This is a genomic window from Ruegeria jejuensis, assembly GCF_041537905.1.
Lineage (GTDB): Bacteria > Pseudomonadota > Alphaproteobacteria > Rhodobacterales > Rhodobacteraceae > Ruegeria_C.
In genome coordinates, this window is sequence record NZ_JBGRUO010000010.1 from 1 (window position 1) to 17,832 (window position 17,832).

Consider the following 17,832-nt stretch of genomic DNA (forward strand, 5'->3'; position numbering starts at 1 on the left):
TTTGCGAAGGATCGCGGCTAGGACATTCGACCAGATGTTCGATGCACTCGCCGAAATCTGCAATCTGTTCACATCGCGGGAATGTTGGAATTACTTCTGTGAGGCTGGATATGGATCAGGTTAAAGGCTCGGAACTTTAGAGGCGCCGTTGCCCCGCGTCATTGTTCTGGATCAATGCACGGCGCGTTTCGCGGCGTCGGCCGTGGTTTTTGCAAGCCCCCCAAGGCTCTTGCCGCCATCGCGGAATTGGCTCAGGCTGCCGGTAACCTTTTTTGCTTTCGGGCATGGGGGCAGCGCTGGCAGGAAAGGTCGGAAATTTTGGAGCAGCTCTTTCTGCATGTCCTGAACGTGGTGCTGCCGGTGATGATCTGCGCCGGGATCGGCTGGTGGCTGGCAATCATCAAGGCGCCGTTCGACAACAAGGTCATTGGCGGGATCGTGAGCAAGGTTGGTTATCCGACCCTGATCCTTTCACATCTGTCGACCACCAAGATCGCGGTGAGCTCCTTTCTCGACATGCTTGCGGCGGCATCACTTGTTGTCGCGGGGTTTGGTGTTCTGGGCTTTGTCGTGCTCAAGGCCATGCGCCTGCCGGTGCGCGCGTTTCTGACACCGCTGATGCATTCCAATGTGGGCAATATCGGCCTGCCGATCACGCTGCTGGCCTTTGGAGACGCCGGTATGGCCTATACGATGGCGTTTGTCGTTGTCGTGCTGGTCAGCGTTTTCACCATCGGCATGTGGATTCCCGCAGGGACGTTCTCGCTAAAAAGCCTGCTGACCTCGCCGATCATCTATGCGGTGATCATATCACTGGGACTGATGGCGACCGGCCAGTCTCTGCCCGCCCCGATCGAGAAATCCTTCGACATTCTGGGTGGGTTGTCGATTCCGCTGATGCTGCTGACGCTGGGCCATACCTTGGCGACGCTCAAGGTCGGCGCGCTCTGGCGATCCGGGCTTCTGACCCTGCTGCATCTGATCATGGCGGTGGTCATCGCCAGCGTTCTGGTGCCGGTCTTTGGGTTCACCGGGGTCGAACGCGGGGCCTTCATGCTGTGCTGCCTGATGCCCTCCTCGGTCGCGACCTATCTCTTCATCGACCAGCATGTGCCGGAATACGCACCCGAGGTGGCAGGGTTCATCCTGGTGTCGACGCTGGCGACCATCCTGGTGCTGCCCCTTGCGCTGACCTATTGGATCTGAGCCCGGCCAACGTCAGTTCCGGGACAGTTCCGAGGGATCGCGCAGCAATTCGCCATTGGCATGACGCCCCGAGCGAACGACCACTTTCGGCCGCCCCATCCGCGCGACCAACTCCTGCATGCTCAGCCCAAGAAAGCGCAAGCCGCACAGGCGCTGCCCGTTGCGATCATCAATGATCGAAAACGTGCCGCCCCGGAAGGCAAGGCTGTATTCTTTTGCCTGCATCTCATCAATCAGCGCCGTCCAGGACGAGACGCGGTTGAAGATCGGCAGGAGGATGGATCGAAGAAGTATAGCTGTTTCACAATCCCAGACCGCAGGCTGCGGGCCGGAGGGATTGGGTACTGGATTTGAATGCAACATAACAACACCGCACAATTTTACTCATTACTACAAGACAAGTGTGGCATAGATCGCGCAACAATGCTTCAAAAAATGTCCGTTTCTTTGAAACTTTATGCCGCCACAAAGGCCCTTACCAAACAATACTAACAGGGCGCTACTATTGTTTCTGTGAAAGATATCACAATGAGTGTTTTTTGCACGCCGCGGCGGACGGCGGTTGGCCAGACCGGGGCCGATTGTTTGTGCCGACGCGACGAATCTGTGACCGACTCTCCCCGGCGGGCGCTCGATTTCAGTGATTGAAATCGCACCGGGAACTTTCAAAGTTTTCGAAACCGGAAGCGGGTTACTCTCTGAACCGCCTTGGATACCTCGAACCCGCATGCAAGCCAAATCACTAGCGTCGGGCGTGTGTTCTGAACCTATTGCAGAAGCGCAGCGTTCGTCCTTGAGGGACCATCGGCGTCTATCGTCCCGGACATTTGCCTAGATGCGGCGCGGGGGATTGGCAAAATCTTGCCGGCGAATTGCCAAGCCTCTTTTCAATTCCCGTGGGACCACCGTAAAACGCTGTAACCCCTCGAACCGGCACTGAAGCTTCTTGCAAAACAAAGCCCGTAAAACGAATACGATTTGGCCGCGCCTGCGCGGCACCGCCCGGACTGCTATTGCGTTGGGGCTTTTCGGGCTTGTCGCTGCCTGCGCCCAAAGCCCAACTGAAGCGGATATCAACCCGGAACGTCAGTCAATGGCGCTGCTGGAGGTCTCGCACAAACGCGCGCGCGGGCAAAGGGTGTGGTGCGTGCCTTACGCAAGAGACCTCAGCGGCATCGAAATTCGCGGCAACGCCAAGGACTGGTGGGGTAAGGCGCGTAATACTTATGAGAGGGGCGCTGAACCGGTTGTAGGAGCGGTGATGTCGTTTCGGGCGACGGGCGGGATGCCGCTAGGCCATGTGGCAGTCGTGTCCGATATTGTCACCGACCGCGAAGTCATCGTGAACCACGCCAACTGGCACCGCAACCGGGTATCGTTGAAAATGGGCGTCAGGGACGTGTCCAAAAACAATGACTGGACGCTGGTTCGGGTCGAAAGCCAGCCTGGCCGGTATGGCAGTTCCTACCCGGTGAACGGATTCATCTATCCGAGTGTTGACGAGTAGCCCACTGCACAGCAGAGCTTTGGCCTAGAACGCCCCCAAAGCTCAAAGGCCGTAAAGCGCGACGAACTTTGCCTCAAGGTAATCCAGCAGCGGCTCCGGTGACGGTTCAGTTCCACTGGCGCGCCTGATCACCTCGCGCGGCGCGTAGAGGCCGCCGAAACGTTGCAGATTGTCGCGCAGCCAGCCTGTCGCGCCGGAGGTGTCTCCGCCAGCCAGTTGCGTGTCCAGATCGGGAACCGCCTGGCGCAGCGCGTCATAGAGGCAACCGGCATAGACATTGCCCAGGCTGTAGGTCGGGAAGTATCCGAACAGGCCTACAGACCAGTGCACATCCTGCAGACAGCCGTTCGAGGGAATGTCGACCGCGTAACCGAAATCAGCCTCGAACCGGTCGTTCCAGGCGGGTTCGAGGTCGCGGACCTGCAGGTCGCCCTGCATCAGGGCCCGTTCCAGATCAAAGCGCAGCATGATGTGAAGGTTGTACTGCACCTCATCCGCCTCGGTGCGGATATAGCCGTTATGGACGCGGTTGACGGCACCGTAGAAGGCATCGGCATCCGCGATCCCGAATTCGCCGAACCTGTCGCGCATCTGCCCATAAAGCCAGCCGGCGAAGGCGCGGGAGCGGCCAAGCTGGTTCTCATAGATCCGGCTCTGGCTTTCATGCACGCCCATCGACGCGCCCTGCCCCAGCGGCGTCAGCAGATAGGCCGGGTCGATATTCTGCTCATAAGTGGCGTGACCGACCTCGTGAATAGTGGAATAGAAGCAGTTGAACGGGTCGGTCAGGCTGGTGCGCGTGGTGATCCGCACATCGTTACCAGAGCCGGAACTGAAAGGATGTACCGCCTTGTCCAATCGGCCCCGTGTCAGGTCATATCCGAATGTCCGGGCCAGAAGATGGGTCAGTTCCATCTGTTTGGGCTCGTCAAATTCGCCCTCCAGCCCCGCGGGCATGGGCTGCGCCAGAAGCCGGGCGCGCAGATCAACCAGCCGGGGGCGCATTGCGTCAAAGATCGCGCCGATCTGGGCTGCGGTCGTATGCGGCTCATAATCCTCGATCATCGCATCATAGACATCCCCGCCCGAAGCCAGCGCCGCGCCCTCTTCGCGTTTGAGTGCGACCACCTCCTCCAGCACCGGCAAGAACGCCGCCACATCCTCATCGGCGCGTGCCTGTGCCCATGTGCCCTGCGCCTCGGAGGTCACCTGCGCGATGCGCTTGGCCAGATCGGCGGGCACTTTGACCGTGCGCTCATAAGCGCGACGGATTTCGCGCAATTGTGCCGCACCCGCCTCATCCGGAGCCTCAGCGCGCGCCAGCCACGCGCCCACGCGCGGGTCCGAGCGGCGAGCGTGCAGCACCGCCTCGATCGCGGCCATCTCCTCGCCGCGCTGACTGGCTGCGCCGCGTGGCATGACGGTTTCCTGATCCCAGCCGAGGCGGCCCGCAATCATGCCAAGCGCGGTTGTCTCGCGCTGATAGGCCATCAACTCGTCATAGGCACTCATGTCAAATTCCCCGGACAGAGGTGGAAATGGGATAAGCGCACAGGAACCGCGCCCGCAGGATCAGCACCCAGACCAGAACGGCCATCAACTGATGCAGGATGGCGATCTGCCAGGGCGCGGCATAGATCACCGTTATGATCCCCAGCACCACCTGTAGCGACAGCCCGGCCAGCACCGCATTGAAGGCAAAGCGTGTCTGCGGATGGGCACTGCTGCGACCGCGCCGCCAGACAATGATGCCAAAGATCAGCAGCAGATAGCCCGCCACCCGGTGGATCCACTGCACCAAACCGGGGCTTTCGAAAAAGTTCCGCCAGATCGGCTCCAGCACCGTGGCGTCAGGTGGCAGCACCTGCCCGCCCATCAGCGGCCAGTCGGTATAGGACCGCCCGGCATCAATCCCCGCCACCAGCGCGCCGAGCAGGATTTGCAGGAACGCGAAATGCATCAACCCGGTGGAAAGGGAAAAGAGCTTGGCTTCTTTGGCCCGCCTCGCCTGCATCAGTTCACGCTCTTCACGCCCCAACAGGAAGATATACCAGCCCAGCACGCCCAGAATGACAAAAGCGAGCCCCAGATGCACCGCCAGACGGTAACTGGCAACGGCAATCATCCCTTCGCCCTGTGTCACGCCTGAAGCGACCATCCACCAGCCGACACCGCCCTGCACCGCGCCCAAAGCACCGGGAATGATCAGACGGCCCGTCCAGCCGGTCGGGATTTTCCGCAAGACCAGAAAACCCAGGAACCCAACGGCCCAGACCAGGCCAACCACGCGGCCCAACTGCCTGTGGCCCCATTCCCACCAGTAGATCTCTTTGAAATCAGGCAATTCCATCCACTGGTTCTGGATGCGCCACTGGTCGATCTGCTTGTATTTGTCGAACTCGGCCTGCCATTCGACCTCGGACATGGGTGGGATCGCTCCGGTCACGGGCCGCCATTCGGTGATCGACAGCCCGCTATCGGTCAGCCTTGTCAGCCCGCCCACCACGATCATCGCCACGACGAGCGCAAACAGCACCATCAGCCAGGCGCGAATGCCGCCCCGCGCGCCGCCGCGCCCGCGGTCGATCATGCCCGGCTGCACGGCCTCCTGTTTGCTGTCGTCCGAGACCTCTTCGAAGATGCTGCGCTTTCCGCTCATCCGATCCTCATATTCCGTGTCTGGCCGCAAGCTAGGGCGCTTGGCTGGGAAGGTCCAGCGTCAGTCGCCGCGTTCCTTCCAGCGCACCATCTGCCGCATGATCCCGTGTAGCATCTGCACATCCGCTCGCGTCATTCGCATCCGCGACCAGAGATTGCGCAGGTTCAGCTTCATATTCGCGGCCTTGGCAGGCGGGTAGAAGAACCCCGCCTCCTCCAGCCGTTCCTCGTAATGCTCGACCAGCTTCTCGACCTCCTGCCCGGTCGCCCAGTCGCCCTTGCCCAGATCGGTGCTCTCATGCACCACATCGCCGGTCCGGCGCATCCATTCATAGGCCATCAGCAACACGCATTGGCCGAGATTGAGCGAGGCATATTCCGGGTTCACCGGCACCGAGATGATGGCGTTGGCCTTGGCGATATCGTCATTTTCCAATCCGGCGCGTTCCGGCCCGAACAGCACCGCAACCTTTTCCCCCGCCGCGATCTTTTCAGCAGCCATCTGCATCGCCGCTTCCGGGCTCAGCACCGGTTTGGTCAGACCGCGCTGGCGCGCCGTGGTGGCAAAAACAAAGGTGCAATCCGACAAAGCGCCGGGCAGATCGTCAAACAGCTGCGCCTCATCCAGCAGCCGCCCCGCGCCCGATGACATGGCCACCGCCCTGGGGTTGGGCCAGCCATCGCGGGGCGCGACGATCCGCATCCGGTCGAGCCCGAAATTCCACATCGCCCGCGCCGCCGCACCGATATTCTCGCCCATCTGCGGGCGCACGAGCACAAAGGCGGGCTGGGGTCTGTCGCTAGGCATTGTGGTCTCCTGATCAGGCGCGCCTGCTCTACTGCCCCAGCCCGGTCAGGGCAAGTGGGCGTTAGAGAAGTCGCACCGCCATGCCGCCATCCACCGCCATGGCCCCTCCGGTGACAAAGCTTGCCCGGTCAGACAGCAGGAACATAGCGGCCTGCGCGATCTCCCTTGGTGCGGCCATGCGTTTGACTGGGTGCAATCCGGATATGAAAGCATGGGCCTCGGGGTCGTCTCCGGCCATGGCGGTCTTGGTTCCGCCGGGCAGAAGCGCGCTGACACGGATACCCTCGGCGGCGTGATCGGCGGCAAGCGAGCGAACCAGACCGGCCAACCCGGCCTTGGACGCCGCATAAGCGCCCATTCCCGGCAACCCGCCATTGCTGATGCCAACAAAAGAACCGGTGAACACGAGGCTGCCGCCGCCCGCTTCGCGCAGCGCGGGAATCTGCGCCTGCGCCGCCAGAAGCGCGCTGGTCAGGTTGGTATCGATCACCGCCCGCCAGTTGGCGAGCGCCATCTCAGGCACCGGAGCCATGTCGCCCATCATCCCGGCATTGTTGAACGCCCCGTCAAGCCCGCCGAACTCCGATTGCGCCAGCGCAACCAGCGCCTTGGCATAAGCCTCGTCGGCAACGTCGCCTGCCAGACAAACCGCCTTGCCGCCGCTTTCGGTGATCTCGTCTGCGACCTGCTGCAACTCGGCCCCGCGCCGCGCGCCAAGCACCAGAGTCGCGCCCTCAGCTGCAAACAATCGGGCTGCCGCGGCGCCGATCCCGCTGCTGGCACCGGTGATGATGAGTGTTTTTGCCTCAAGTTCCATGATCCATGTCCTCGCTGATGTGAATGATCAGCCAGTACCCATCACCGCCCCATTGCCGCGATCCGTTTCCTGCGCTCTCGGCCTCATCACGACGCGAAACCGCAAGAATCGGATCGGGCGAGACTCGGCTTGTCTGCGGCAGTGCCCCTTGCCCGCGCAAACGGCCGTGCCTTTGATATTCCCATCCCCGCCGCAATCCAGTAAACGGCCCGGAACAAAGACGTGAAGGACCGCCATCATGGACAGCCCCGAGCAGCCGCAGATCTATCTGATCACCCCGCCCGAGATCGATCTTGAACAGTTCCCCGATCAGATGGCGAAGGTGCTCGACGGGACCGAGATCGCCTGTATCCGGATGGCGCTCTCCAGCCGCGACGAAGATCATGTGGCCCGCGTGGCAGATGCTTTGCGCGAGGTGGCCCACGCCCGCGACATCGCGCTGGTGATCTCGGATCACGTGCTGATGGCGCAGCGTTTGGGGCTGGATGGCGTGCATCTGAGCGATGCCGCGCGCTCGATCCGGGCCGCGCGCAAGGAACTGGGACCGGACGCGATCGTCGGCAGTTTCTGCGGCATCTCGCGCCATGACGGCATGACCGCAGGCGAGGCCGGCGCGGATTATGTCAGCTTCGGCCCGGTTGGTGCCACGGCATTGGGCGATGGCGCCTTTGCCGAGGCCGACCTGTTCCAGTGGTGGTCGGAAATGATCGAGGTGCCGGTGGTGGCCGAAGGTGGTCTGAGCGACGAGCTGATCCGCCAACTGGCCCCGCAGACGGATTTCTTCGGCATAGGCGATGAGATATGGACAGCGCCGGACCCGCTTGCGAGGCTGAATGAGCTACTGGCTGTAATGGTCTGATTTCACGTCAGATAGACCCGCTCCACGCACCAATACATCCCGATCCCGGCGATCACCAGTGAAGCCGGGATCGCAATCCGCCCGCGATACCAGCTGCGGTCGCGAAACCAGAGTCCGACCGTCAGGAAGGCGATGGCAATTACCGTCAACTGCCCGATCTCGACCCCGATATTGAACCCGACCAGCGCGGGTATGAACTGCGCGGTCGGCAGCCCGTATTCGCCTAGCACCGTGGCAAAGCCCAACCCGTGCAGCAGGCCAAAGCCAAACACCACCACCACCCGCCATGGATAAAGTCGCCGGATAAAGACGTTTTCCAGCGCCACAAAAACAATCGACAGCGCGATCAGAGGCTCGACGATTTCGGGGTTCATTCGCACCACCCCCAGCGTCCCCAGCGCCAGTGTCAGCGTATGGGCCAGCGTGAAGGCGCTGATCTGCCAGACCAGCGGGCGCAGGCGCGGGCTGAGAAAGAACAGCCCCAGCACAAACAGGATATGGTCGATCCCATAGGGCAGGATATGTTCGAACCCGATCGGGATATAAGATTGAAACGTCGCCCATGGCCCCAGCGCCGCACCGCCTGCAAGCGCGATGGCGGGGCTGGTCTCGCCGCCTTTCAGATAGCCGGTATAGGGCGCCTCGACCCCCTGCTGGCGCAGCACCAGATCCCCGGCGCCAGCAGGCCATGTCATCTGAAAATCACGCGCGCTTTCGGGCACCGGCCCGGCAAAGAGAATGTGGGTGGCGCGCGGCAGATCGGTATCCCCGATCACCGGAATGCGCGCGCCTTCGAACGACAGATCCACCGGCCCGCCCACGGTGACGCCAAGCGATTCGATCCACCTGACCGCAAAATCCCGCACCAACGGCTCCAGCTCGGCCGAGCCCATGGCGCGATAGCTGTCGTAGCTGCTGGAGAGCTCCGATTCGTCGGTGTCGCTCATCCCGTCCAGATCGATCCCGGCCAGAAACGCCTCGACATTCAGGCGGAATTCCATCGTCAATTGACCATCCGCGACCGAGAAATCAGCGATGCTGGGCGTCACCTCATGGGCGGAGGCAGGCAGGCACAGACACCAGAGGCTTGACAGCAGGGCCAGCAGGCGCAGCTTGAGATGCATCGCGTGAAAGGTCCCTGCCATGATCCGCCGCCCCCTGCTCGCCCTTGTTTTGGCTTGTGTCTTTGCCCAACCGGGTCTTGCACATGAGTTTTGGATCGAACCGTCCGAGTTTCAAGTCGAAACCGGCACAGAGCTGACCGCGCAGCTGCGCGTGGGTCAGAAATTGAAGGGTACGCCACAGGCCTATTTTCCAAATCGCATCGCCCGGTTCGAATTGAATTCAGGGGGTGCGGTGCAATCCTATGAGGGACGTCTTGGCGATATACCGGCGCTGGCCATGCAGCCGGACCGGGGCGGGTTGCTGGTCCTCCTGCATCAGACCGCGCCCAGCACGGTGGATTACAAGGAATGGTCCAAGTTTCAGGCCTTCGCCGATCACAAGGGTTTCCCCGATATTCGCAACCGGCATCTGGCACGGGGCCTGCCGCTGGGCGGGTTCACAGAAATCTATACTCGCTTTGCCAAATCGCTGGTTGCGGTCGGGTCTGGCGCAGGCACAGACGCAGCAAGCGGCATGGAAACTGAATTTGTTGCCCTGACAAATCCTTATACGGACCCGCTCACCAACGGGGTGGCCGTGCAGCTCATCTATCAGGGCCAGCCGCAGCCGGACGCACAGGTCGAGATTTTTGACCGCGCGCCCGATGGCACCGTCACCATCACTCTGACCAGCACCGATGCGCAGGGACGCGCCGTGATCCCGGTGACATCCGGTCATGACTACCTGCTCGATTCCGTCCGGATGCGCCCTTACAGCGGCCCCGAAGAGGCGGTCTGGAAAAGCCTGTGGGCGTCGTTGACATTCGCGGTGCCCTGAGTGGCACCAACCCTTGCGCAGCAGGTGATTTCTGGGCAAGAGAACGGGTATGACACAGCAGACAGATATTCTTTGTATCGGCTCCGTTCTGTGGGATGTGATCGGGCGTTCGGCCAGTCACATGCGGCAGGGCTCGGACGTGCCGGGGCGCATTACCCGCCTGCCCGGCGGTGTGGCGATGAACATCGCGATGACGCTGGTCCGCTTCGGCATGACCCCGGCGCTGCTGACCACGATCGGGCGCGATGGCGAAGGCGATGAGTTAATCGCCGCCTGCGCGCGCATGGGCATGGAAACCAGCCATGTCTACCGCTCCGAGGATCTGCCCACGGATCGCTACATGGCGGTTGAGGGGGCCAACGGTCTGATCGCAGCCATTGCCGACGCCCATTCGCTGGAAGCGGCAGGCGCGAAAATCCTGCGCCCGATGGAAAACGGCGCGTTGGGCTCGCGCGATGCCCCTTATGACGGGTTGGTCGCCCTTGATGGCAACCTGACGCTTTCCTTGCTCGAAGAGATCGCGAAAAACCCGGCCTTTGCGCGCGCCGATCTGCGCGTGGCCCCGGCCTCGCCCGGCAAGGCCGAGCGCCTGCTGCCCTTCCTGCAGAACGCCCGCGCCACGCTTTATGTCAACCTCGAAGAGGCCGGGCTGCTGTGCCAGACCGAATTCGCCGATTCCGCCACCGCCGCACAGGGCCTGCTGAGCCGTGGCGCACTGCGGGTGCTGGTGACCGATGGTGGCAAATCCGCGACCGAGGCTGATGCCAGCGGCGCAATCACCCAGACCCCGCCCGAAGTGCTGGTCACCCGCGTGACCGGCGCGGGTGACACCTTTATGGCCGCCCATATCGCCGCCGAGGCGTCCGGTTCAAACCGCGCAACCGCGCTCAACCGCGCGCTGCTGGCCGCCGCGACGTATGTTTCAGGAGAGACCCCGCTGTGATCGACATTCGACATTCCTCCGAGGTGGCCGCCGCGCGCGCCTCAGGCAAACCCGTCGTGGCGCTGGAAAGCACCATCATCACCCATGGCATGCCCTACCCGCAGAATATCGAGGTGGCCGCGCAGGTCGAACAGGATATCCGCGACGCGGGGGCCGTGCCCGCCACCATCGCGGTGCTTGAAGGGCAATTGCATGTGGGGCTCGAGTCGCAGGAATTGCAGGCGCTTGGCCGGTCGCAAGGTGTCGCGAAGCTGTCACGCGCTGATATGGCCGCCTGTATCGCCACCGGCGGAACCGGGGCCACAACGGTTGCCGCCACCATGATCGCCGCCCATCGCGCCGGGATCGAGGTGTTTGCCACCGGCGGCATCGGCGGCGTGCATAAAGGCGCTGAAACCAGTTTCGACATCTCTGCCGACCTGAACGAGCTGGCACAAACCCCGGTCACCGTTGTGGCTGCGGGGGCCAAGGCGATCCTTGATCTGGCCAAGACGCTGGAGGTGCTCGAAACCTTCGGCGTTCCGGTCATCGCCCACGGTCAGGATGCCTTTCCCGCCTTCTGGTCGGCGCAGTCTCCGCTGAAGGCACCGTTGCGGATGGATGATGCCGCCAGCATCGCGCGCGCACACGCCACACGCGCCGCCCTCGGCCTGCCCGGCGGGCAGCTGGTCGCCAACCCGATCCCCGTTGAGGATCAGATCCCGGCAGAGGAACTGGCACCGATCATTGCCCAAAGCCAGGCCGACGCCGATGCGCATGGCATCACCGGCAAGGCGGTGACACCCTACCTGTTGCAACGAATCTATGAGCGCACCGAAGGCCGGTCTCTGACCGCCAATATCGCGCTGGTCCGTAACAACGCCCGTCTGGCCGCAAAAATTGCCCAATCGCTGACCGAAATCACCGGCTGAGCCTACGGAAACCACCCCGCCCCATTGTTACCGAGATGAGAAAGACTTAACTAACCAGCGGGCTGGACGGGATAAACATGAATACGCCATTTGACGAGGAACCCCACCGACGCCCCGGTCTGCTGGCCGGGCTGCGCGCGTCCTTTCTGACCGGCATTGTCGTCATCGCACCGGTCGGGCTGACAATCTGGCTGATCTGGAGCGTGGTCGGCTGGATCGACGGTGTGGTTCTGCCGCTGGTGCCACACACGATCCGCCCCGAGCAATATATCGGCATCAACCTGCGCGGCGTCGGTGTCATCATCTTCCTGATCTTCACGGTGTTCGTGGGCTGGATCGCCAAGGGCCTTATCGGCCGCTCGCTCATCCAGATCGCCGAAAGCATGGTCGACCGGATGCCGGTGGTGCGGTCGGTCTATTCCGGCATCAAGCAAATCTCGGAGACCGTGTTTGCACAGAGCGAACGCAGCTTCGAAAAAGCCTGCCTGATCCAGTATCCGCGCCGGGGGATCTGGGCCATCGGCTTTGTCTCGATCCCGGCCAAGGGTGAAGTGGCGAAGCGCGCCGAAACGGGCGGCCAGTTGTTGGGCGTCTTCGTGCCGACAACCCCGAACCCGACCTCTGGCTTCCTGCTTTATTTTCCCGCCGAAGACGTGATCATTCTGGACATGAGCGTCGAAGAGGCCGCCAAGCTGGTGATCTCGGCCGGGCTTGTCTATCCCAACGGCAAGGACCCGACCCAGCCGCCCGAAGAGTGATCAGCCGAACATCTCGGCCAGATCAACGGTGCTTTGCGCGCCCAGATCGGATTTGTGCTGGCTCAGAAAGCGGTCCGCGGCCTCCTGCCCGGCACTTTTCAACCGGTGCAGGATCGGCGGCGTCGGCACCAGTTTTGTCGCCACCGACAGCTCGTTCATCAGATCGTCATCGGCGATCATATGCACCAGCACCCGCTTCATCCGACCCGCTTTCAAGGTCCCTTCAGCCAGCAGCCGCTGCACGAAATTGATCGCCCGCAACTCGCGAAACAGCGATGAGTTGAAGCTGATCTCATTGATCCGGTTCTGGATCTGCTGCGGTGTCACCGGCAGTTCATCCCGCTCCAGCGGGTTGATATTGACGATCACCACATCGCTGGGCAGGTCCTCATGGAACAGCGGAAACAGCGCCGGATTACCGGTATAGCCACCATCCCAATAGGCCTCGTCACGACCGGTTTTCGGATCGTGAATTTCCACCGCCTGAAACATGCTGGGCAGACAGGCCGAGGCGAGGATCGCATCGGTGCTGATCTCGCCGCCCTTGAACACCCGGATCTTGCCCGAGCGCACACAGGTCGCGCAGATGAACAGATCGGGCCCATCCTCCGCGCAGACGGTTTTGTAATCGAACCCGTCCACCACCGGCCGTAACGGATTGGAATAAAACGGCCCATAGGCATAAGGTGACACCATGCGCGACCAGGTATCCGCGACCGAAAACGGCAGAGAATACTCGATCGTGCGCGCCAGATGGCCGGGATCAAGCGCCGACATCCAGCCGGTGAGCCGCAGGTCATCCACCGCCCCCATCCGGCCCCAGAGCGCATCCAGATTGCGCCGCGCGCCATCGCGCCCATCCGCCACCATACCGGACTTGAACGCCGCGCCATTCAGCGCGCCAGCCGAGGTGCCGGTGATCGCCGCCACCTCCACGTCCGGCTCGTCCAGAATGCGGTCCAGCACGCCCCAGGTAAACGCCCCATGCGCCCCACCACCTTGCAGCGCAAGATTGATCCGTTTCACCTGATCCGCTCCTTCATCTGGCCAGAAATATCGCAGAAGCCCGGCGCCTCAACATCGATCACAGCGCGGTCCAGCCACCATCCACCGAAATCGTGGTCCCGGTGATCTGCGCAGCGGCGTCCGAGCACAGGAACACAGTCGTGCCGCCCAGTTGTTCCACGGTGGCAAATTCTTTCGAGGGCTGACGCTCCAGCATCACTTTTTTCACAACCTCGTCCCGGCCCATATTGTATTTCTCCATCGTGTCGGGGATTTGCGCCTCGACCAACGGGGTCAGCACATAGCCGGGGCAGATGGCATTTGCCGTGATCGGCTCCTGCGCGGTTTCCAGCGCGACGCTCTTGGTCATGCCCACGACGCCGTGCTTGGCCGCGATATAGGCCGTTTTGAAGGGCGACGCGGTCAGCCCATGGGCCGAGGCGATATTGACCACCCTGCCCCAACCAGCCTCGCGCATCATCGGCAGCGCGGCAGCCGTCGTATGAAAGGCCGAGCTCATGTTGATGGCGATGATCGCCTCCCATTTCTCGACCGGAAACTCATCGATCGGGGCGACATGCTGAATGCCTGCATTGTTCACCAGAATATCGCAGGACCCCGCCTGCGCGATCAGGTCCCGGCACTCGTCCCCTTTCGACATGTCAGCTTTGATGTAACGCGCCTGCGTGCCGGTCTCCCCGGCGATTTGGCGGGCCAGCGCATGATCCTCATCCCGGTCGGTGAAGGAGTTCAAAACCACATCCGCGCCCGCGCGCGCCAGTTCCCAAGCAATCCCCAATCCGATGCCGGAATTTGATCCGGTAATCACGGCGGTCTTTCCCGATAAGGTCATGGCTCATCCTCTTCTTCATCCGATCTGATTGCGGCGCAGCCTGCCATGCTGCAGTTGCAAAGAAAACGGGGAAGTTACGGCGCATGGTGACCCAGCCTCAAGAAGACAGGCGGGTTCCCGCGTAGCCTGACAATATGCCGCAAAATCAAACGACAAATCCGGGCTATATGGATCTACGAGCCAACTCCGCCCGGATGCCAACACGGCGAAAAAAAACGCCCGCACGAAGCGGGCGTTAAGTTATTGAGGCAGGTTTCATACAGGCAAGAAACCTATCGAGCAGTGACACCTTTATAAGCAATTCCGCTGCGGCATCCAAGCTAAAAGTTTGAAAAGACGTGAATCCATCGCTACGCTTAAAGCATAACAAAATAAGGCCAGAGCAGGATTGTTGCTAAAATGCTACAGGATATCGCCCCGCGGATACGTGCGCTAAGTGCCGGAATCGGCCTGATTTTTGCGGCACAACTTGTGGATGCAGAATCGGCACATGGCATAGCTATGTATGGTGCCCCCGAGCTGCCACCGGATTTTGTGTCGCTCCCCTATGCCAACCCCGACGCCCCCAAGGGCGGGCGCGTTGTCTTTGGCAATACCGGTGGTTTCGATAGTCTCAACCCGTTTGTGCAAAAAGGCACCGTTCCGTGGCAATTGCGCTTCTGGACGCATGAAAGCCTGATGGGCCGGTCTTTTGATGAACCTTTCACGCTTTATGGGCTGTTGGCCGAATCGGTCGAGACCGATCCGGATCGCACATGGGTGGAATTCACCCTGCGGGAGGAGGCCCGATTCTCTGATGGCAGCCCGGTCACGGTCGAAGATGTGATCTGGTCCTATGAGACGCTCGGCACCGAGGGACACCTGCGCTATCGCGGGCTCTGGGACAAGATCGCCAGTATCGAGGAAACCGGACCGCGCAAGGTGCGCATAACCTTCAATGTCGAAGATCGCGAACTGGCGCTGATCACCGGGATGCGCCCGATCCTGCAGAAAGCGCAGTGGGAGGGCAAGGATTTCGCCGCAGCGCAGCTACAGGATATCCCCATCGGCTCAGGTGCTTATGTGATCGACAGCTATGAGGCGGGCCGTTTCGTCAATTTCAAGCGCAACCCGGACTATTGGGGCACGGACATCCCTTTCCGACGCGGCACGATGAACTATGACGAGATGAGGCTTGAGTTTTTCGGCGACCAGACCGTTCTGTTCGAGGCGTTCAAGGCGGGCCAACTGTCAGCCGTGCGCGAGTTCAACGCCGACAAATGGGCCAACCAATACAACTTCCCCGCCGTTCAGCGCGGCGATGTGGTCAAGACCGAAATCCCGCATCTGAAACCCTCGGGCATCACCGGCTTTGTGATGAATACCCGCAAACCGCACTTTGCTGACTGGCGCGTGCGCGAGGCGCTGATGCATGCGTTCAATTTCGAATTCATCAACGACACCATCACCGGCGGCGCGCAACCACGCATCACCTCTTATTTCTCGGGCTCCGAGCTTGCTTTGCAGCCAGGCCCGGCAGAGGGACCGGTGCGCGCGTTGCTGGAGCCCCACGCCGACGAGTTGCTACCCGGCGCGCTCGAGGGTTACGACCTGCCGCAAAGCGACGGCAGCGAGCGTAACCGTCGCAACATCCGGGCCGCGACCGCGCTGCTGGAAGAGGCCGGGTGGACCGTGAAAGATGGCGTGTTGCAGGACCAGAACGGCACGCCTATGCGGTTCAACATCCTGATCAGCCAGGCAGACAAGGAAAGCGAAACCGCGATCGAGATCTTTGCCCGCGCGCTGGAACGGCTGGGCATCGTGATCGCCGCCGAAAAGGTGGATGATGCACAGTTTACGTCGCGCACCAACGAGCTCGATTTCGACATGACCTATTACCGGCGCGCCTTGTCGCTGTCGCCGGGCAACGAACAAAAGCTCTATTGGGGCAGCGAAAATGCCCATACGCCGGGCACGCGCAACCTGATGGGCGTGTCCTCTCCGGCGGTGGATGCGATGATCGAGCATATGTTGACCGCCACCTCGCGCGAAGATTTCATCGCCGCGACCCGCGCGCTGGACCGTCTCCTGATCTCGGGGCGCTATGTGATCCCGTTCTGGAATTTCGACGTTGGGCGCATCGCCCATGTAAAGGAAATGAAATTCCCCCAAGCTCTGCCGATCTATGGCGACGGGCCGCAATACATGCCCGATGTCTGGTGGTATGAGGCCAACTGAGCGACCCGGATCGATTCTCTCGGAGGCCTGACGTGACCGCCCGCAAACTCTTTGCCGAATTCTTCGGCACCGCCTTCCTGCTGATCGGTGTCGTGGGTTCGGGCATCATGGCCCAGACGCTGTCGGACGGGAATATCGCCTTGGCGCTTCTGGCCAATGCCATCGCCACCGGCTGTATCCTGTTTGCGATCATCACCACGCTGGGCCCGATCTCGGGCGCGCATTTCAACCCCGCCGTCACGCTGGCCTTTGCCCTGCGCGGCGAACATGCATGGAAAGATGTCGCGCCTTACGTGGTTGTGCAGATCATCGGTGCGATCCTCGGCGTCTGGGCCGCGCATCTGATGTTCGATCTGCCGGTGCTGCAAGCCTCGACCACCCTGCATCGCAGCGGCGGCGCGCAGTGGTTTTCCGAGATCATCGCCACGCTCGGCCTACTTTTCGTGATCTTTGGCGGCGTGCGGCACCGGCCCGATGCGGTGCCACCTTTGGTCGGCTTCTATATCACCGGGGCTTACTGGTTCACCTCGTCCACCAGCTTCGCCAACCCGGCAGTGACCATCGCGCGCGGCTTTACCGACACCTTCGCGGGCATCTATCCCGGTCATATCGCGATGTTCATACTGATGCAGATCATCGCCGTCTTCATCGGCCATGTGGTGCTGAACTGGCTCTTTGCCGCTGAAGGCTCCGAGGATAGCAAGGCCTGACGTCAGACCAGCGAGGTCACCCACAGGATCGTCGCATCCTCGTCGCTGACCGATACCACGTTATGCCCCATCGTGGCATCGTAATAGGCGCTGTCGCCCCGGCGCATTTCAACCGGCTCGTAGAACTCGGTATAAAGCCGCACCACCCCGGTCAGCACATAGAGGAACTCTTCGCCGTCATGGCGCACCCAGCCATCGAACTCCTCCATCGCGCGGGCGCGCACCCGCGCACGATAGGGCAGCATCTGCTTCTTGGTCAGGGCACCGGCCAGCAGCTCATGTTCATAGGTGGCGGTGGCATGTTCCGAGCCTTCGCCGGATTTGGTCACCGACATGCGCCCGTTGACCTGGCCCTTTTCCGGCTGGGTGAACAGCTGCGGCACCGAGATGCGTAGCCCCACCGCCAGTTTCTTGAGCGCATCATAAGTGGGCGACATCTGCCCGTTCTCGATCTTGCTGAGCGTCGAGCGCGCCAGCCCGGCCTGATTGGCGGCCTGTTCCAGCGTCCAGTCCTGCGCCTTGCGCAGCTCGCGCACCCGCGCGCCAAGGTCCAGCGGTTCCGAGCTTTCCTCGGTCCCGTTTTCGCGGGCAATACGGATGAGTGATGTGGGGTCTTGCGGTTTCATGGCGCCTGTATAG

18 protein-coding genes are annotated in these 17,832 nt (G+C 61.6%); 9 read left to right on the forward strand and 9 right to left on the reverse strand.

Translation table 11 applies throughout. The annotated features are described in order from the left end of the window. Positions 1 to 318: 318 nt before the first annotated feature. Positions 319 to 1,206 (forward strand): AEC family transporter, encoded by an 888-nt coding sequence (locus AB1E34_RS12935; RefSeq protein WP_372572762.1) that lies wholly within the window; start codon positions 319 to 321, stop codon positions 1,204 to 1,206. Positions 1,207 to 1,218: 12 nt separating this feature from the next. Here AB1E34_RS12935 and AB1E34_RS12940 read toward each other — a convergent pair whose 3' ends face one another. Continuing rightward, positions 1,219 to 1,569 (reverse strand): hypothetical protein, encoded by a 351-nt coding sequence (locus AB1E34_RS12940; protein WP_372572763.1) that lies wholly within the window; start codon positions 1,567 to 1,569, stop codon positions 1,219 to 1,221. A 649-nt stretch (positions 1,570 to 2,218) separates the two neighbouring features. Between AB1E34_RS12940 and AB1E34_RS12945 the strand changes: the two genes are divergently transcribed. Next, positions 2,219 to 2,713 carry a CHAP domain-containing protein gene (locus AB1E34_RS12945; protein WP_372572910.1) on the forward strand — a complete coding sequence of 165 codons (495 nt, stop codon included), beginning with the start codon at positions 2,219 to 2,221 and terminating at the stop codon, positions 2,711 to 2,713. A 42-nt stretch (positions 2,714 to 2,755) separates the two neighbouring features. Here AB1E34_RS12945 and AB1E34_RS12950 read toward each other — a convergent pair whose 3' ends face one another. The 4 genes from AB1E34_RS12950 to AB1E34_RS12965 form a co-directional block, all read right to left on the reverse strand. Next, positions 2,756 to 4,225: a carboxypeptidase M32 gene (locus tag AB1E34_RS12950; RefSeq protein WP_372572764.1), complete on the reverse strand. Its 1,470-nt coding sequence runs from the start codon at positions 4,223 to 4,225 to the stop codon at positions 2,756 to 2,758. A gap of 1 nt (position 4,226) precedes the next feature. Continuing rightward, positions 4,227 to 5,372 carry a heme A synthase gene (gene ctaA, locus AB1E34_RS12955; RefSeq protein WP_372572765.1) on the reverse strand — a complete coding sequence of 382 codons (1,146 nt, stop codon included), beginning with the start codon at positions 5,370 to 5,372 and terminating at the stop codon, positions 4,227 to 4,229. A gap of 60 nt (positions 5,373 to 5,432) precedes the next feature. Next, a complete protein-coding gene (locus tag AB1E34_RS12960) occupies positions 5,433 to 6,179 on the reverse strand; it encodes an RNA methyltransferase (protein ID WP_372572766.1) in 747 nt (248 codons plus the stop codon). 61 nt (positions 6,180 to 6,240) lie between these two features. Beyond that, positions 6,241 to 6,996 carry an SDR family oxidoreductase gene (locus AB1E34_RS12965; RefSeq protein WP_372572767.1) on the reverse strand — a complete coding sequence of 252 codons (756 nt, stop codon included), beginning with the start codon at positions 6,994 to 6,996 and terminating at the stop codon, positions 6,241 to 6,243. Positions 6,997 to 7,234: 238 nt separating this feature from the next. Between AB1E34_RS12965 and AB1E34_RS12970 the strand changes: the two genes are divergently transcribed. Beyond that, positions 7,235 to 7,855: a thiamine phosphate synthase gene (locus tag AB1E34_RS12970; RefSeq protein WP_372572768.1), complete on the forward strand. Its 621-nt coding sequence runs from the start codon at positions 7,235 to 7,237 to the stop codon at positions 7,853 to 7,855. 2 nt (positions 7,856 to 7,857) lie between these two features. Here AB1E34_RS12970 and AB1E34_RS12975 read toward each other — a convergent pair whose 3' ends face one another. After that, a complete protein-coding gene (locus AB1E34_RS12975; protein ID WP_372572769.1) occupies positions 7,858 to 9,000 on the reverse strand; it encodes a HupE/UreJ family protein in 1,143 nt (380 codons plus the stop codon). Here AB1E34_RS12975 and AB1E34_RS12980 point away from each other — a divergent pair. From AB1E34_RS12980 to AB1E34_RS12995, 4 genes are all read left to right on the forward strand, one after another. Beyond that, on the forward strand, positions 8,999 to 9,796 hold the full coding sequence (locus AB1E34_RS12980; RefSeq protein ID WP_372572770.1) for a DUF4198 domain-containing protein: 798 nt from the start codon (positions 8,999 to 9,001) through the stop codon (positions 9,794 to 9,796). The two genes, AB1E34_RS12975 and AB1E34_RS12980, sit on opposite strands and share 2 nt — an antisense overlap. Positions 9,797 to 9,845: 49 nt before the next feature. Beyond that, positions 9,846 to 10,739, forward strand: coding sequence for a PfkB family carbohydrate kinase (locus AB1E34_RS12985; RefSeq protein WP_372572771.1), 894 nt, complete (start codon positions 9,846 to 9,848; stop codon positions 10,737 to 10,739). After that, positions 10,736 to 11,650 (forward strand): pseudouridine-5'-phosphate glycosidase, encoded by a 915-nt coding sequence (locus tag AB1E34_RS12990; protein ID WP_372572772.1) that lies wholly within the window; start codon positions 10,736 to 10,738, stop codon positions 11,648 to 11,650. The genes AB1E34_RS12985 and AB1E34_RS12990 overlap by 4 nt, the downstream gene beginning before the upstream one ends. A 77-nt stretch (positions 11,651 to 11,727) precedes the next feature. Continuing rightward, positions 11,728 to 12,408: a DUF502 domain-containing protein gene (locus tag AB1E34_RS12995; RefSeq protein WP_372572773.1), complete on the forward strand. Its 681-nt coding sequence runs from the start codon at positions 11,728 to 11,730 to the stop codon at positions 12,406 to 12,408. On the opposite strand, the gene AB1E34_RS13000 is transcribed toward AB1E34_RS12995, so the two are convergent. Next, positions 12,409 to 13,434: a patatin-like phospholipase family protein gene (locus AB1E34_RS13000; protein WP_372572774.1), complete on the reverse strand. Its 1,026-nt coding sequence runs from the start codon at positions 13,432 to 13,434 to the stop codon at positions 12,409 to 12,411. 58 nt (positions 13,435 to 13,492) lie between these two features. After that, positions 13,493 to 14,266, reverse strand: a complete 774-nt coding sequence (locus tag AB1E34_RS13005; RefSeq protein ID WP_372572775.1) for a 3-hydroxybutyrate dehydrogenase — start codon at positions 14,264 to 14,266, stop codon at positions 13,493 to 13,495. Positions 14,267 to 14,665: 399 nt separating this feature from the next. Here AB1E34_RS13005 and AB1E34_RS13010 point away from each other — a divergent pair, with 399 nt between their 5' ends. Both AB1E34_RS13010 and AB1E34_RS13015 read left to right on the forward strand, forming a co-directional pair. Continuing rightward, positions 14,666 to 16,483, forward strand: coding sequence for an extracellular solute-binding protein (locus AB1E34_RS13010; RefSeq protein ID WP_372572776.1), 1,818 nt, complete (start codon positions 14,666 to 14,668; stop codon positions 16,481 to 16,483). A gap of 32 nt (positions 16,484 to 16,515) precedes the next feature. Beyond that, entirely contained in the window at positions 16,516 to 17,193 is a 678-nt protein-coding gene (locus AB1E34_RS13015) for an aquaporin (protein ID WP_372572777.1), read from the forward strand. 2 nt (positions 17,194 to 17,195) lie between these two features. Here AB1E34_RS13015 and AB1E34_RS13020 read toward each other — a convergent pair whose 3' ends face one another. Next, positions 17,196 to 17,819, reverse strand: coding sequence for a helix-turn-helix domain-containing protein (locus tag AB1E34_RS13020; RefSeq protein WP_372572778.1), 624 nt, complete (start codon positions 17,817 to 17,819; stop codon positions 17,196 to 17,198). Between the last annotated feature and the right edge of the window lie 13 nt (positions 17,820 to 17,832).

Excerpts from the sequence above, each read along its gene's own strand:
- AB1E34_RS12995 (WP_372572773.1), top strand. The coding sequence starts at position 11,728 with ATGAATACGCCATTTGACGAGGAACCCCACCGACGCCCCGGTCTGCTG.
- ctaA (WP_372572765.1), bottom strand. The coding sequence starts at position 5,372 with ATGAGCGGAAAGCGCAGCATCTTCGAAGAGGTCTCGGACGACAGCAAA.
- AB1E34_RS12940 (WP_372572763.1), bottom strand. The coding sequence starts at position 1,569 with ATGTTGCATTCAAATCCAGTACCCAATCCCTCCGGCCCGCAGCCTGCG.
- AB1E34_RS12980 (WP_372572770.1), top strand. The coding sequence starts at position 8,999 with ATGATCCGCCGCCCCCTGCTCGCCCTTGTTTTGGCTTGTGTCTTTGCC.
- AB1E34_RS12970 (WP_372572768.1), top strand. The coding sequence starts at position 7,235 with ATGGACAGCCCCGAGCAGCCGCAGATCTATCTGATCACCCCGCCCGAG.
- AB1E34_RS13005 (WP_372572775.1), bottom strand. The coding sequence starts at position 14,266 with ATGACCTTATCGGGAAAGACCGCCGTGATTACCGGATCAAATTCCGGC.
- AB1E34_RS12965 (WP_372572767.1), bottom strand. The coding sequence starts at position 6,996 with ATGGAACTTGAGGCAAAAACACTCATCATCACCGGTGCCAGCAGCGGG.
- AB1E34_RS12985 (WP_372572771.1), top strand. The coding sequence starts at position 9,846 with ATGACACAGCAGACAGATATTCTTTGTATCGGCTCCGTTCTGTGGGAT.
- AB1E34_RS13020 (WP_372572778.1), bottom strand. The coding sequence starts at position 17,819 with ATGAAACCGCAAGACCCCACATCACTCATCCGTATTGCCCGCGAAAAC.
- AB1E34_RS13010 (WP_372572776.1), top strand. The coding sequence starts at position 14,666 with ATGCTACAGGATATCGCCCCGCGGATACGTGCGCTAAGTGCCGGAATC.
- AB1E34_RS12960 (WP_372572766.1), bottom strand. The coding sequence starts at position 6,179 with ATGCCTAGCGACAGACCCCAGCCCGCCTTTGTGCTCGTGCGCCCGCAG.
- AB1E34_RS12975 (WP_372572769.1), bottom strand. The coding sequence starts at position 9,000 with ATGGCAGGGACCTTTCACGCGATGCATCTCAAGCTGCGCCTGCTGGCC.
- AB1E34_RS12950 (WP_372572764.1), bottom strand. The coding sequence starts at position 4,225 with ATGAGTGCCTATGACGAGTTGATGGCCTATCAGCGCGAGACAACCGCG.